The organism is Photobacterium sp. DNB23_23_1 (genome assembly GCF_052873815.1).
This window is the reverse complement of sequence record NZ_JBNNXT010000031.1, coordinates 1-15,100: the sequence shown is the minus strand read 5'-3', so window position 1 is coordinate 15,100 and position 15,100 is coordinate 1. Positions and strand designations below refer to the sequence as shown.

General features: G+C 47.1%; 10 protein-coding genes. 9 read left to right on the top strand and 1 reads right to left on the bottom strand.

The annotated features are described in order from the left end of the window. Positions 1 to 114: 114 nt before the first annotated feature. Entirely contained in the window at positions 115 to 633 is a 519-nt protein-coding gene (locus ACVA53_RS17555) for a porin family protein (RefSeq protein ID WP_255042573.1), read from the bottom strand. Between the two features lie 163 nt (positions 634 to 796). Between ACVA53_RS17555 and ACVA53_RS17550 the strand changes: the two genes are divergently transcribed. From ACVA53_RS17550 to ahpF, 9 genes are all read left to right on the top strand, one after another. Further along, positions 797 to 2,107 (top strand): amidohydrolase family protein, encoded by a 1,311-nt coding sequence (locus ACVA53_RS17550; protein WP_446505806.1) that lies wholly within the window; start codon positions 797 to 799, stop codon positions 2,105 to 2,107. A gap of 437 nt (positions 2,108 to 2,544) precedes the next feature. Further along, positions 2,545 to 2,715, top strand: a complete 171-nt coding sequence (locus tag ACVA53_RS17545) for a XapX domain-containing protein (protein WP_107351715.1) — start codon at positions 2,545 to 2,547, stop codon at positions 2,713 to 2,715. Positions 2,716 to 2,779: 64 nt separating this feature from the next. Beyond that, positions 2,780 to 3,490 (top strand): purine-nucleoside phosphorylase, encoded by a 711-nt coding sequence (gene deoD / locus ACVA53_RS17540; protein ID WP_255042571.1) that lies wholly within the window; start codon positions 2,780 to 2,782, stop codon positions 3,488 to 3,490. A 362-nt stretch (positions 3,491 to 3,852) separates the two neighbouring features. Then, complete coding sequence (locus ACVA53_RS17535) at positions 3,853 to 5,343, top strand: transposase (RefSeq protein WP_446505805.1); 1,491 nt, start codon at positions 3,853 to 3,855, stop codon at positions 5,341 to 5,343. A gap of 141 nt (positions 5,344 to 5,484) precedes the next feature. Beyond that, entirely contained in the window at positions 5,485 to 8,346 is a 2,862-nt protein-coding gene (locus ACVA53_RS17530) for an ATP-binding protein (protein ID WP_446505804.1), read from the top strand. Between the two features lie 620 nt (positions 8,347 to 8,966). Then, positions 8,967 to 9,917 (top strand): transaldolase, encoded by a 951-nt coding sequence (gene tal, locus ACVA53_RS17525; protein WP_255042568.1) that lies wholly within the window; start codon positions 8,967 to 8,969, stop codon positions 9,915 to 9,917. An 82-nt stretch (positions 9,918 to 9,999) separates the two neighbouring features. Next, complete coding sequence (gene tkt, locus ACVA53_RS17520; RefSeq protein WP_446505803.1) at positions 10,000 to 11,991, top strand: transketolase; 1,992 nt, start codon at positions 10,000 to 10,002, stop codon at positions 11,989 to 11,991. A 457-nt stretch (positions 11,992 to 12,448) separates the two neighbouring features. Beyond that, positions 12,449 to 13,006, top strand: a complete 558-nt coding sequence (gene ahpC / locus ACVA53_RS17515; RefSeq protein WP_255042566.1) for an alkyl hydroperoxide reductase subunit C — start codon at positions 12,449 to 12,451, stop codon at positions 13,004 to 13,006. Positions 13,007 to 13,218: 212 nt separating this feature from the next. Beyond that, complete coding sequence (gene ahpF, locus ACVA53_RS17510; RefSeq protein ID WP_255042565.1) at positions 13,219 to 14,811, top strand: alkyl hydroperoxide reductase subunit F; 1,593 nt, start codon at positions 13,219 to 13,221, stop codon at positions 14,809 to 14,811. Positions 14,812 to 15,100 lie beyond the last annotated feature (289 nt).

The following is a 15,100-nucleotide window of genomic DNA, read 5'->3' as shown; positions in this document are numbered from 1 at the left end:
GAATAGGAGGTAAATACCTCTGCAATGCCGATATCGACACAATTTCATCGGATAGAAAAACGACAGGAGGCAACCCGCACTGACAGCCCATACGAATGCGGATAACTGAGTATATTAAAGACCAGCGCTGACCCCAAATAGGATTGAATTATTGGTCACATCTCCCATATCACGATATTCATAATTCAATGAAAGGTCGACAAATGGCAGCATGGAAAAAACGACCCCAGCACCACCGGCAAACCCCCACCCATCTTCACTTTCTCTAGGCTGGCCTGGTTGACTGACATCATAATCGTAGTAATTGGTACCGAGTTTTCCGTACACACTGCCTATCACCAAGGGTAAGTCCGCCCGAAGCGTTAACGGGAATGAGGTGTAGTCAATTTCATTTTTTGCCACCTGGTTCGGCGCGTCTATGTCTACACTTCCTTGCACCACACCCGCATTAACACTAAAAATATCATTGATATGGTAGGCTCCATTAATACCATACTCAACACTGGTATCATCATTGCCCTGATACTCAACGCGAGCGCCCCCCACCGTCGCTCCGACGGAAATGCCCAGTAGATCTGCTGAAACAGGCGCTGCACAGAATAATAACGTCGCCACTAACCCTCGTCTTCTCATAGTTCCTATCCTTCGAAAATTCTAACCGCATCCTTATTATGCGTAGTTTGCATCACAGCAAATTACCAATTCTATTGTTGTTTTCCGTCTCGTAGCTCAACTCTGCCTATACTCATGAAACAGGTTTTCATTCACCATACTGTCCGGAGGGGTAGCCTATATCATGCGATATCTCTGCGTCTTGGTTTTGCTCGTCCTGAGTGGCTGTGACAGTACAGACGATACACCGGATGCCGATACCATCTATATCAACGGCACCATCCTTACCCTGTCAGCTCATACCGAGAAAGTCACTGCGATTTCATTCAAAAACGGTAAAGTACAAGCAATTGGTACCCGCATCGGTGTCATGCGCCACCAAGGTGATATTACAGAAGTCATCGATTTGGACGGCAATACCATGATCCCTGGTTTTTTTGCCGGCAACAGTGAGTTTTCCAAACACCTTGAACAAACAGCAGACATTGAACAAGCCCAGCTATCATTCGCCAGCCAAGGGATCACAACACTGGTCGATATCGGTATCAATAGCACTGAACTCGTGGCCTTGCTTCAGCATGCTAACGCTAACGAGCTACTGTTAGATATCATCGCAATTCCCAATGTCAGTGAAATAGAAGCCTTAGTCGATAATGATCAATTCACCTTTAGCTTGTACAACAACAAGCTAAAAGTAGCCGGCTTTTCACTGGCTCTTGACGGTGATGCATCAGACTACACTGCTTGGATGGCTTACCCTTACCAAGAAAACCCGGCCTTACCTAAACAGAATTGGCGTAGTGAACCACAGTTGCCTTTCAGCACCTTTTACAGCGTATTCCAATTAGTTGTCGAAAATGAGCTCCAACTCTTTATCCATGCCATGGGCGATGCCGCTATCGATGCCATTATCCAAGCTGGCTATGACCTAAAACTCAATGCCGAACAAAATCAACGCCATGTTGTTGTGATGTCTCGCTATATGCGCAATAACCAGTTGCAGCATTATACCAAGCTGGGATTGATCGGCTGCTTTGACACCAGCAACATTTATCAGCAGGGAGAGGATGATATCGAAAAGCTCGGTCTCAGGCGTGCCAATGGCCAGAGCCCGATTAAGCAAGCATTAGAGGATAGTTTACCCGCCAGCAACATTTGTTTCCCCGGTCCAATGGCTGCTGATACCGTTTTCTCATTGTGGTCTGCTGTCAATCGGGTGACAGCAGAAGGAGAGATCATCGGTAGTGGGCTGCGCCTAACCCCTCAGCAAGCCCTACAGGCGATGAGCACCCATGCAGCCTTCCAGTTTTTTGAAGATGGTAGTAAAGGTGAGCTGGTACCCGGAAAACAGGCCGATGCCGTGATCCTCTCTGCTAACCCGACAGCGATAGCTCCCGGGCTTATCAAAGACATCAAAGTTATCGAAACCATCAAACAAGGAAAGACTATCTTTCGCCGTTCCGCCATTGTCGACGACAGCAGCGACGCTCAATAAGAATAATTGGCAATCCCTTTAACCGATATCACCTTTTATTTTTTAGTGGGTATATTTGTTCCCACAATGGATATCAACACCAATGAAATCCATTACAGCATCACATTTTTACTCACATAGTTTCAGTGTTTTTCATTGATAGAAAACATCAACAAAAAACGAATAAAACCCATATATTTCAAACATTTAAACTCAAAAACAAAATCCAACCACTAGATATCGATTACCATCTGCGCAAACGATACCCCTCACCTTTTCAACAGATTTAGTAATCAACACCTCATTTTTGATTAACGGCTCAATAAAGTGTGATCATGATCGCGAGATTACATCACATCCTTGCTTACACTTTAATCCATCAAAACGACACAGCGAGTCAAGGCGCCAAAAGAGCAGCCAACTACGTCGAAATACACAACAATATAGAGGGTAAACACATGAATGAGATTCTGCTTGCGGTTTTTGCAGGGTTAATTGTTGGTCTATTTTTCTCGGCCATTAAACTTCCACTGCCAGCGCCACCGGTGCTACCTGGCATTATGGGAATCGTCGGTGTTTACCTTGGTGGCGTCGCCTACCAAAGCATCGTTGAACGTTTTTTCTCTTAAACGCACATTTTTAAAAACGGTACAGCGACAACATAACGTACAAACAACATTCCTGGAGTGAACTATGGCTACCCCACATATCAATGCTGAACTTGGTGATTTTGCAGAAACAGTCCTGATGCCAGGCGATCCACTGCGTGCAAAATTCATTGCAGAAAATTACCTAGAAGACGTTCAACTTGTTTGTGACGTTCGTAATATGTTCGGTTACACCGGTACTTATAAAGGCCAGCGTGTTTCTGTAATGGGCCACGGTATGGGTATTCCATCGTGCTCTATCTATGTTCACGAGTTAATCAAAGATTTCGGTGTTAAGAACATTATCCGCGTAGGTAGCTGTGGGGCTGTTCACGACGACGTTAAACTGATGGATGTGATCATTGGTATGGGCGCGTCGACCGACTCTAAAGTTAACCGTATTCGCTTCAACGACCACGACTTTGCAGCCATTGCTGATTTCGGCCTATTGGAAACCGCCGTTAATGAAGCTCGCGCACAGAGCGTACCAGTACGTGTTGGTAATGTTTTCTCTGCTGATCTGTTCTACAGCCCAGAAGCCGACTTGTTCGACAAAATGGAAAAACTAGGCATGCTAGGCGTTGATATGGAAGCAGCGGGTATCTACGGTGTTGCCGCTGAGTTGGGCGCGAAAGCACTGACTATCCTGACAGTTTCAGACCACATCAAACGTGGAGAGAAACTAAGCTCAGAAGATCGCCAGAAGTCCTTTGCACAGATGATGAATGTTGCTCTGGAAACGGCCATTAAGCTATAACGAACCTACCGTGGTCGATGTAACCCCGATTCATCGGCCACACCTTAGTGTTCACATTCATACCAATACCATTTGTTCAGATGTTATCGGTATGACAGATAGTGAGAGTTATTAGTCTCTACAGCATTGTTTTGTTTGGCTATCAAGCAGCTCAACATTTTGTAAAATGTGGCGTCTTACACAATTTGAATGGCACTCGCGATGGAATGCCGGCGAAGATATCAAGACAAAGCTCGTTGTAGAAACTAATGGTACAGAGCAGGGGGATACCTGCTCTGTACCACCCCCTTATGGGCTCTCCCCTGCCAACACATACACATAACGCGCTTGTTGCTTAAGCCCATGGATAAGGTTAGGCTGCCATGATGAATACACGCCGCATCGACAACGACGCATCGTTACTTCCCCAAATCTGTAACGGTCACCAACTCAATCATTGTAAAACCGTCAGCTGCATCCATTTTGGTTCTACCGACCCTCAACATTATGTCCTTCAGCGCAACAATCCGAACAAACCAATGTTGGTTTGCAAAGAGTGCGGAGCTTTCCCTCCTATCATCAATAACCATGACGTCGTGGAAGAAGCCTTACGCCTCAAGCAACAACAAAGCAGCGGCATGCCGGCTTGCAGCAACCCTGATTGTGAAAACCTTGGACTGCCGGTACTGACCCACCGCCACCTTTATCACGCTTTTGGTTTTAGTGGTGATCGCCAGCGCTACCGTTGCAAATGCTGCCAAGCGACCTTTGTCGATCGTTGGTCGGGTTTTAATAGCAAAAACCTTATCCAGCAAAAATTGTTAGCCATGCTATTCACAGGCTATCCGGTCAGGGATATCTGCCGCCGCCTGAACATGAACCCCAAATCGTTCTACGATCAGCTCTCGCATATTGCCAGCCGCTGTCGCCGCCAACTGGCTATGTTTGATGCTCGCTTGGTCAAACATGTACCACAGTTAGCACTCGCCTCGGATATCAGTGAACTGCAGCCTAATAGCGGGAACGGTGTGCTCTGGGTGGCCAGCAGTGAAGCTGAGTCCGGTTACGTATTGGCGCAAGACATCAATTACCAACCCGATGAGCACGCAGAGTGTAGCGAATGGCATGACCCTTACAGTAACGGGGCACGGTTTATGGCTGCTCCCCCGGTACAACTTGTTGAAGCTCCCAACACAATGCCACAGGGGTTACTTGCCCATATCGACGCGGTATACCGTCAAATCATGGCACGACCAAATTTCGAAGACCCGCTGTCGAGCAAGCCTCGGTTGAATTACCCCTCTAAAGGTTGTTTGATCCGGCCGCAATACACCGTGTATGCACATTATATGCACTTGCAACAAATGCTCGAACAAAATGAAGAACTTGCCATTTATATGCCGCAAGAAACCTTGCTTCGCTCGGCCTGTATCTCTATTTTTTGCGATCGTATCAAAGACAAAACCATACACCCAATTTATGTCGAGACCGATCCCGAATGGCAACATGGTCAACATGCGGGGCGAATTGATATTGTGCTAATGGGTTGGTGGCGGGACCGCTGGGCTTTCACCCGGAAAAACGACATCAGTAAAGGGATCTGCCATTTAGGCGGCGAAAAAGATAACGAAGGAAAATGGCTGGAGGTTGCTACCCACAGGACCATTACGCAATACCAGCAGCGCTTCCAAGATCAATTTGCCCAGTTCATTAATGAACCACGACGTAAGCTGCGACCGGGTGGCCTGTTGCCCTTACTCGATATCTATCGCGCCTGGCACAATTTATGTCGCCAGGATAGAGACGGCATCACCCCGGCCCAACAAATGGGGTTGATTGCCACGCCGTTGACCCTTGAGCAACTTCTTAGCTAATACCAATAATGATGGGGAGATCCAATTTCTCCCCTTCCTTTCCACGTACCTGTTGATAAATTCATGGAAGATATATCACACTCGTACCAACGTATGAGTGTATTGCCCAAGGGCACGCTGCAATGAAATGGAAGTTCACGGATGATACCCAATAAAATTAAGCCAATTATACTCGGAAGTATGCTGTTTATCGGCATTGTACCGGCCTTTATCTATAACTGGCTCAGCAGCGATAAACTGACAACGGTAGCAACCGAGCAAATAGCCAAAGGGCTAAGCAGCCGCACCGAATTGGCTGCGCACAACCTTGATGATATCCTCGCCCAGCGCTTGTTGAGCATCCGCAAACTCGCCAGCTCGCCTGTTTTCGAACTACCGAGCTTGGGACATAGAGAAGCTCACTATCCAGAACACCAAACCTTTATCAGTAACTATCTCAAGGAGTTGTCTGAGGTTGATCCCAGCTTCAATCAAATTGACTTAATCGAAGCAAGTCAGCAATCATTAACAGCGGTTGCTAGCTCTGCCGATACGCTGCCAACAAACATTGAAACAACACTGGAACAAGCCGGACTGGCAGACATCACCCAACAGCTCATCACGCTGAGAAGCGGTAAAGCCAAACTGTTGATCTCGCCACCGCAATACCAAAACGATATTGCCTACCTGTATATCATCAGTACGTTGACCCACCAACATCATGCCGATGAAACACACGAAATCTATCTGGTGATCCGCTACCAACTCGATGAGCTCAACGCGCAACTGACATTCCTGGGCGAGCGGATCAGCAATAGCGACTACATCATGCTAATCAACCACAACGCCGACATCATTCTTTCAGGTCGCCACCAAGGAATGAGCCTAGCGATATTTGACGATTTCCAGGCATACATACGCCAACAGTTTCAGCATGCTCAGCAAAACCAACAACTCGATAGTCAGAGTTCAAAAGACCTGCACAGCTTTAACAATCGCCAAGGGCAAGCGATGGTCACAACGCTTGCTCCGCTCAATATCCATCTCGAGGGGCAAGCAAACTGGTACCTCGCCTCCATCACTCCCGAGCACACGGTAACAGCCACCATCGACTACCTTCAACAGTATTTCCTGCTGACACTGCTGTTTACTGCCGGTATCGTCATCGTACTGTCTTTAATGCTAACCAAGCACATCACCGTTCCTATTGCGGCGCTGACCCGGTTGGCCGCCCAGTTCAAACTTGGCAATTACTCACGTAGCAATCAGTTCAAAGGCCCCTATGAATTCAAAGTCCTGCACGATGCATTGAATCAAGGTGCCGACAAAATCACCAGAGATACCAAACGCCTAAACCAAGCACGGCACAAGGCAGAATCTGCGGACAGAGCTAAATCGGCTTTTCTGGCTAATCTATCCCATGAGATCCGTACTCCGATGAACGGGATGCTGGGTTTATCACAGTTACTGCTAAAAACTGAGCTCAACAAGGAGCAAGAGCAACATATGCGCACCTTGCTCGAGTCAGGTAAACACATGATGACTCTGCTTAACGATATTTTGGATTTCTCCAAGATTGAGCAGGGGCAATTGAAGCTTGATCCCACCCACTTCTGCTTTACCGATCTGGTTGGGGCCATCGAGAGTACCTACTATTCGCTGGCGAAGGAAAAAGGCATCGAGTTCGATATCCAGTGTGACTTTGACCGCCGCCAATGGTTCTATGCCGATAAGGCGCGGATCCGGCAGATCCTTTTTAACCTCATCAGCAATGCGATTAAATTCACCGAAAAAGGCACGGTCTCAGTATCACTATCACTCACCACGGGGGAATCAAGTGGTGATCAATACCTCCACATTGCTATTAGCGATAGCGGTATTGGGATCCCTACCGAACGCATCAACCTAATATTCGACCCTTTTGCCCAAGCCGAGGCATCGACCAGCCGCCGTTTTGGCGGTACAGGGTTGGGATTGAGTATCGTCAAGCAGTTGGCGCAACTAATGCGCGGACAAGTGTCTGTTTCCAGCGAGCAAGGAGTAGGCTCGACTTTCCATGTCTCTGTCATATTACAACCGGGGCAATTCACTGCCGAAGAAAGCAATGATATTGCCTTTGACAGTCAAGCTTTTGCAGGGCTCAAGGTTCTGATCGTCGAGGATAATCACCTCAATGTGCTGATCATTGAAAGTTTTCTTAAGCAGAGGGGCTTTATTCCGTCCATTGCCGAAAACGGTGCCGAAGCATTGAAAATACTGGAAACCCAAGCCTTCGACCTGATTTTAATGGATAACCATATGCCCGTGATGGATGGTATCGAAGCGACCCAGCGAATCCGTCAGCTTCCCCCTCCTGCCAGTGAAACACCGATATTTGCCTGCACTGCCGATGTCTTTGCCGAAACCCAGCGCAATATGCTCAAGGCTGGGGTGGAATGCATGATCACCAAGCCGCTGGACGAACGAAAACTGGTTGACGCCCTGCAACGCTTCAAGCACAAAATTACCCGCATGGCATCGCTGCATGACCAATATGCAGTGCCAGTCATCGACACGACAGAAACCGATAATAATGTTGAAGCCTTAGCACAGGATATCTCACCGCTAGACAGCGAATTAATAGAATCGCCAAGCTCTGCAGATAACCTAGACCCTGCAGATTTCCACTATATCGACCTAATCCCATTATTGGATATGATGGATAATGACAGTGCCATAGCAGCCCAATTCCTAAAAATGTTTGCAACTGAACATGGGAGTGATATTGAGCAGTTAGAAGACGCTATAGAGCAAAAGGATTTTGAGCAAGCCATTTTGATCAGCCACTCACTTAAAGGTGTATCAGGCAGCATCAGTGCCACCCAGGTACAACAAAGCGCCACGCTCGTTGAAAAGCAGCTTAAGCAAAACCAATGGCCAAGCCAGCAAGACATCTCGGCACTGCGGTTAGCGCTGAGCGCAACCATCGACGAGATACATCAACAACTAGGCGATATTGAAGATTTCGGCGAATCGCTTTTTTAATGTGTAATTAATCACATCAAGACCTATAACCCAAGTGACGTCAAGACGCTTGGGTTTTACACACCTCGGCCTTCATTAATACCAATCTGGATAAGTCGCTGATCAAGTATTTGCACTGGAAAAATCGTTGTTATCAAGGCAGATATTGCAGTAACTAGTGGCTCTAATTACAAAATATCTAACGCAGAGAACAGCTGTTTTAACCAGCAAGGGTCCGTCGTTTTGCTTATGGACAACAGCTCATCACAGCTAGAGGAAAAAACTGTCCTTCGTTAAGTGAACGCCCCACAATTAACCATATGATCACCATACGGATCATATGATCAGGCTGGAAATTCATGCTCACTTGCGATTATTGCCCTAAAAACTGACAAATACGGCCTAACAAGCGCAAATCGAGTAAAAATTGAGATCAAATCAGGGTTTAAGAAGATTTATGATTGACAAAATATGCCAAAACGCTAATTATCGAATAACCAATTGTTCTTAATCGATCCATCCGCTCACCAACATTGTTTTTGGTCTGATAAGGAAAGGTTAAGAAGACGTACTTATGACTTTACTAGCCGGAATTTTAGCTAGCATTGAAACAAAGCCCAACGAGAATAAGGTCGATATTTATGAGCACTAAACTGGAACAACTGCGCGCGCTAACTACTGTTGTTGCTGATACCGGCGATATTGAAGCTATCAGTAAGTACAAGCCAGAAGATGCGACCACTAACCCATCTCTGATCCTTAAAGCGGCTCAAATTGCCGAATACGCTCCTCTTATCGAACAATCTATTGCTTACGCAAAAACACAGAGTGATAACAAAAAACAACAAATCCAAGACACCTGTGACATGCTAGCCGTTAGCATTGGTAAAGAGATCCTAAATGTGGTCCCTGGACGTATTTCTACCGAAGTTGATGCGCGTCTTTCTTACGACACTGAAGGCAGCATTAAAAAGGCACGTCAGCTAATCAAAATGTACAACGATGCCGGTATTACGAATGACCGCATCCTGATCAAACTAGCTTCTACCTGGGAAGGTATCCGCGCTGCAGAAGTACTGGAAAAAGAAGGTATCAACTGTAACCTGACTCTTCTATTCTCATTTGCCCAGGCGCGCGCTTGTGCCGAAGCCGGTGTTTACCTGATTTCTCCTTTTGTTGGCCGCATCATGGACTGGTACAAAGCCAAAGAAGGTCGTGACTTCGACGCTCAAGAAGATCCAGGTGTTATTTCTGTATCTAGCATCTACAACTACTACAAAGAGCACGGTTACAAGACTGTGGTTATGGGCGCAAGCTTCCGTAACATCGGCGAGATCCTAGAACTTGCTGGTTGTGACCGTCTAACTATCGCCCCTCAATTATTGGCTGAACTAGAAGCAGCTGAAGGTGAAGTGGTAGAGAAGCTAATCGACTCTAACGGCACTAAAGAACGTCCTGCAGCAATGACTCATGCTGAGTTCCTATGGGATCACAACCAAGATCCAATGGCTGTTGAGAAACTGGCAGAAGGTATCCGTAACTTCGCTGTCGATCAGGGCAAGCTTGAAACAATGATTGCAGAGCGTCTATAACCCTGCAGATATAATTTTAGAAAGCGGCCAATTGCCGCTTTCTTCCTTTTTCGATTAAAACAAATTCATAGTGGATACAAATATGGAACGTAAAGTGTTGGCAAATGCAATCCGTGCCCTGAGCATGGACGGTGTACAACAGGCAAACTCTGGTCACCCTGGAGCTCCTATGGGTATGGCTGATATTGCCGAAGTATTGTGGCGTGGCCACATGAACCACAATCCACAAAACCCTGAGTGGGCTGACCGCGACCGCTTCGTGCTGTCTAACGGCCACGGTTCAATGCTGATCTACTCACTGCTTCACCTTACAGGTTACGAGCTGTCAATTAACGATCTGAAAAACTTCCGTCAACTTCACTCAAAAACACCAGGCCACCCAGAATATGGTTATGCGCCAGGTATTGAAACAACAACTGGCCCACTAGGCCAAGGCATCACCAATGCTGTGGGTATGGCAATGGCAGAGAAAGCCATGGCTGCGCAGTTCAACCGTGACGGCCACGACATCGTCGACCACCACACATACGCCTTCATGGGCGACGGCTGTCTGATGGAAGGGATCTCTCACGAAGCGTGTTCTCTTGCTGGTACTCTAGGTCTAGGCAAGCTGATCGCCTTCTGGGATGACAACGGTATCTCTATCGACGGTCACGTTGAAGGTTGGTTCTCTGATGATACACCTAAGCGTTTCGAAGCATACGGCTGGCACGTAATACCAGCAGTAGATGGTCACGATTCAGAAGCAATCAATGCTGCAATTGAAGTGGCTAAAGCAGATCCTCGTCCAACGCTTATCTGTACTAAAACAGTGATCGGCTTTGGTTCTCCAAACAAATCAGGTACACACGACTGTCACGGTGCACCATTAGGCGCTGAAGAAATTGCAGCAACTCGTACACAACTAGGCTGGGAGCACGGTCCTTTTGAAATTCCGTCGGAAGTTTACTCAGAGTGGGATGCGAAAGAAGCAGGCGCAGCTAAGGAAGCAGCGTGGAACGAGAAACTTGCCGCTTATGAAGCAGCACACCCTGAGCTGGCAGCTGAATTCAAACGCCGCGTAAATGGCGATCTGCCTGCTGAGTGGGAAGAGAAGGCGAACGCTATCATCGCTGATCTGCAAGCCAACCCAGCTAACATTGCATCACGTAAAGCGTCTCAAAACGCGCTTGAAGCATTCGGCCAGATGCTACCTGAGTTCATGGGCGGCTCTGCTGACCTTGCACCTTCAAACCTAACAATGTGGTCTGGTTCAAAGTCGCTAGAAGCGAAAGACTTCTCAGGCAACTACATCCACTACGGTGTTCGTGAATTCGGTATGACCGCGATCATGAACGGTATCGCACTACACGGCGGTTTCGTACCTTACGGTGCAACCTTCCTGATGTTCATGGAATACGCGCGTAACGCAATGCGTATGGCCGCACTGATGAAAGTGCAGAACATCCAGGTATACACTCACGATTCTATCGGTCTGGGTGAAGATGGTCCGACTCACCAACCGGTTGAGCAGATTGCATCACTTCGTCTGACACCAAACATGAGCACATGGCGTCCATGTGATCAGGTTGAATCCGCGGTGGCTTGGAAACAGGCTATCGAACGTAAAGACGGCCCGACAGCGCTGATCTTCTCACGCCAGAACCTAGCCCAGCAGCCGCGTTCTGAAGCACAAGTGGCTGACATCGCTAAGGGTGGCTACATCCTGAAAGATTGTGAAGGTAAGCCAGAGCTTATCCTTATCGCCACCGGCTCTGAAGTTGAGCTAGCAGTAAGTGCTGCCGCTGAGCTAACGGCCGAAGGTAAGAAAGTACGCGTAGTGTCTATGCCTGCAACAGATGCATTCGACAAGCAAGATGCAGCATACCGTGAGGCGGTACTGCCATCAGACGTGACAGCACGTATCGCTATCGAAGCCGGTATTGCTGATTTCTGGTACAAATACGTTGGTTTCGACGGCCGTATCATCGGTATGACAAGCTTCGGTGAGTCTGCACCTGCAGGCGAACTCTTCAAGATGTTCGGCTTCACAACCGAGAACGTCGTTGAAACAGCTAAAGAGCTACTTGCGTAAGCAAAAATAGCCATTACCTTTCAAGCCAGGCATTTTGCCTGGCTTTTTTATATCTCGTCCTATGGTCCTCAGGCTTTTCTCTATCATCGCCAAAAAGCGTTAATAAGCCTCAAGCTATTAAAAGTCGAGTTTACTTTTAATAGCTTCTTTCTATGACGGCTTGTTTTCTTATACCAATTTGGATAAGTAGTTGATCAAGTATTTGCACTGGAAAAATCGTTGTTATCAAGGCAGATATTGCAGTAACTAGTGGCTCTAATTACAAAATATCTAACGCAGAGAACAGCGGTTTTAACCTACAAGACTGATCAGATATTTATGTCGGTTAGTATTAGATAGGTTTCACCTATCAAATCAATAGAAACGTCCGATTTCTAAATTTTTCGGTGGTATTGCATTATAACTCCATCGACGCAGGACAGCGTCAAACACGATAAATAAGAAAGAGAGTTAAAGCATGATCAATTCAGAAATCAAACCATTCCAGGCAACAGCATTCAAAAACGGCGAGTTCGTAGAAATCACAGAACAAGACGTAAAAGGTAAGTGGGCTGTATTCTTCTTCTACCCAGCAGATTTCACGTTTGTATGTCCAACAGAGCTTGTTGACCTGCAAGAAAAGTACGCAGAACTTCAGTCTCGTGGCGTAGAGGTTTACTCAGTATCAACTGACACGCACTTCTCTCACAAAGCGTGGCACGATACATCTGACAAGATCGGTACTATCGAGTACTTCATGGTAGGTGACCAAACTGGCACTATCACCAACAACTTCAACGTAATGCGTGAAGGTCAAGGCCTTGCAGACCGCGCGACTTTCCTCATCGACCCAGAAGGCGTTATCCAAGCGATGGAAATCACTGCTGAAGGTATTGGTCGTGACGCTGAAGACCTACTACGCAAGGTTAAAGCAGCACAATACGTAGCGGCTAACCCAGGTGAAGTTTGCCCAGCAAAATGGAAAGAGGGCGAAGAGACTCTAGCGCCATCTCTAGACCTTGTTGGTAAAATCTAAAATCAACTGAATAGCGGACACTATTCGGTTTGACAGGCACGCTTTGGCCTACCTCCTAAAGGGCTGGGCGTGCCGCCCCAAACAAGCTATCCGCAGCCAAAAACAATCCATCCCACAAAATGTTTGCCGACTTGCGCCCCCTTTTTATATTCCTTTAAAGCAAGAAGGTATTGGTCAATACCAAGAAACAGAATTTAAGAGTAGGCACGATTATGTTAGATCAAGCAATGAAGCAGCAGCTTAAAGCATACCTAGAAAACCTAAAAACCGATGTACAGCTAGTACTTAGCCTTGATGGCAGCGAAACCGCTAACAAGCTTCAGGCTTTAGCAGATGATATCGCGTCTCTAACAAACAAAATTATCGTCACCCGTGATGACAGCGCCAGTTCGCGCCAGCCAATCATGCAGGTGGTGAACCAAGAAAAAGGCACAGCAATTGGATTTGCCGGCCTGCCAATGGGACACGAGTTTACCTCTCTAGTGCTAGCACTGCTTCATAGTGGTGGTCACCCAATTAAACTCGAAGCGGAAACAATCGAACAAATCAAAGAACTTAACCAACCCTTGAACGTTGAGATCTTCATTTCACTGTCATGCCAGAACTGTCCAGAAGTCGTTCAAGCATTCAACATGATGTCTGCTATTAACCCGCTAATTAAAACAACCATGATTGACGGCGCAGCATTCCAAGACGAAGTAAAATCTCGCGACATCATGGCGGTACCAAGCGTATTTATCAACGGTGAGTTATTTGGCCAAGGCCGTATGTCACTGGCTGAAATCCTAAATAAAGTCGATACAACTGCGGTAGAAAAGAAAGCGGCAAACCTAAACAAGCAAGAGCCGTTTGATGTTCTCGTTGTTGGTGGCGGTCCTGCAGGTTCTTCAGCGGCAATCTACGCAGCCCGTAAAGGCATTCGCACCGGTGTCGTGGCAGAGCGTTTTGGTGGCCAAGTGATGGATACCATGGCTATCGAGAACTTTATTTCAGTGAAAGCGACAACCGGCCCTAAGTTGGTCGCAAGCCTGGAAGAACACGTAAAAGAATACGGTGTCGAGATAATGACTGAGCAGCGCGCAGCCAATATCATCGACGCAGAAGAAACAACCGATGGTTATATCCATGTGGAACTAGAAAGCGGTGCAGTATTGAAAGCTCGTACTGTCATCACAAGTACAGGTGCGCGCTGGCGCGAGATGAATGTTCCTGGTGAGCAAGAATACCGTAATAAAGGTGTCGCTTACTGCCCACACTGCGATGGCCCATTGTTCAAAGGCAAGAAAACAGCCGTGATTGGTGGCGGTAACTCTGGCATCGAAGCGGCTATCGACCTAGCCGGTATCGTTGAGCACGTAACGGTTCTTGAATTTGCTGATACGCTACGAGCAGACCAAGTACTGATTGATAAAGCGAACGCAACGCCGAACATCGAAATCATCAAGATGGCACAGACAACCCAAGTTCTGGGTGATGGTAACCGAGTAACAGGTCTTGAGTACAAAGACCGTAATACCGATGAACTGAAGCAAATCGAACTCGCGGGTATATTTGTCCAAATCGGCCTTATGCCAAACAGCGAATGGTTGAAAGGGACTAACGTTGAGCTATCACCACGTGGTGAAATCGAGATTAACGCACACGGTGCAACATCTATGAAGGGTGTATTTGCAGCGGGTGATGTAACAACAGTCCCATACAAACAAATCATTATCGCGATGGGTGAAGGAGCCAAAGCAAGCTTAGGTGCTTTCGATTACTTAATCCGCAACCCAGCACCCGCTAAAGCGGCCGAGACAGCATAAGGAATTTATCTAGCCTTAAGCATTATCGTTCTTTTGTCGACATTACGACGCCACTTCTGAGCAATCAGAAGTGGCTTTTTTTTGTTTGACGAGGCTTCGTTGTAGTGGCGGAGCGGCTGGGGTCGCACTCGACCGGGACTCATTCGACCGAAGGGCGAACGCTTAAATTCAACACATACAAAAAAGCCCCGTCATTTCTGACGAGGCTTCAATGTAGTGGCGGAGCGGACGGGACTCGAACCCGCGACCCCCGGCGTGACAGGCCGGTATTCTAACCAACTGAACTACC

Bases quoted from the DNA above. Each gene is read 5' to 3' on its own strand.
- ACVA53_RS17555 (WP_255042573.1), bottom strand. From the start codon at position 633: ATGAGAAGACGAGGGTTAGTGGCGACGTTATTATTCTGTGCAGCGCCT.
- ACVA53_RS17550 (WP_446505806.1), top strand. From the start codon at position 797: ATGCGATATCTCTGCGTCTTGGTTTTGCTCGTCCTGAGTGGCTGTGAC.
- ACVA53_RS17545 (WP_107351715.1), top strand. From the start codon at position 2,545: ATGAATGAGATTCTGCTTGCGGTTTTTGCAGGGTTAATTGTTGGTCTA.
- deoD (WP_255042571.1), top strand. From the start codon at position 2,780: ATGGCTACCCCACATATCAATGCTGAACTTGGTGATTTTGCAGAAACA.
- ACVA53_RS17535 (WP_446505805.1), top strand. From the start codon at position 3,853: ATGATGAATACACGCCGCATCGACAACGACGCATCGTTACTTCCCCAA.
- ACVA53_RS17530 (WP_446505804.1), top strand. From the start codon at position 5,485: ATGATACCCAATAAAATTAAGCCAATTATACTCGGAAGTATGCTGTTT.
- tal (WP_255042568.1), top strand. From the start codon at position 8,967: ATGAGCACTAAACTGGAACAACTGCGCGCGCTAACTACTGTTGTTGCT.
- tkt (WP_446505803.1), top strand. From the start codon at position 10,000: ATGGAACGTAAAGTGTTGGCAAATGCAATCCGTGCCCTGAGCATGGAC.
- ahpC (WP_255042566.1), top strand. From the start codon at position 12,449: ATGATCAATTCAGAAATCAAACCATTCCAGGCAACAGCATTCAAAAAC.
- ahpF (WP_255042565.1), top strand. From the start codon at position 13,219: ATGTTAGATCAAGCAATGAAGCAGCAGCTTAAAGCATACCTAGAAAAC.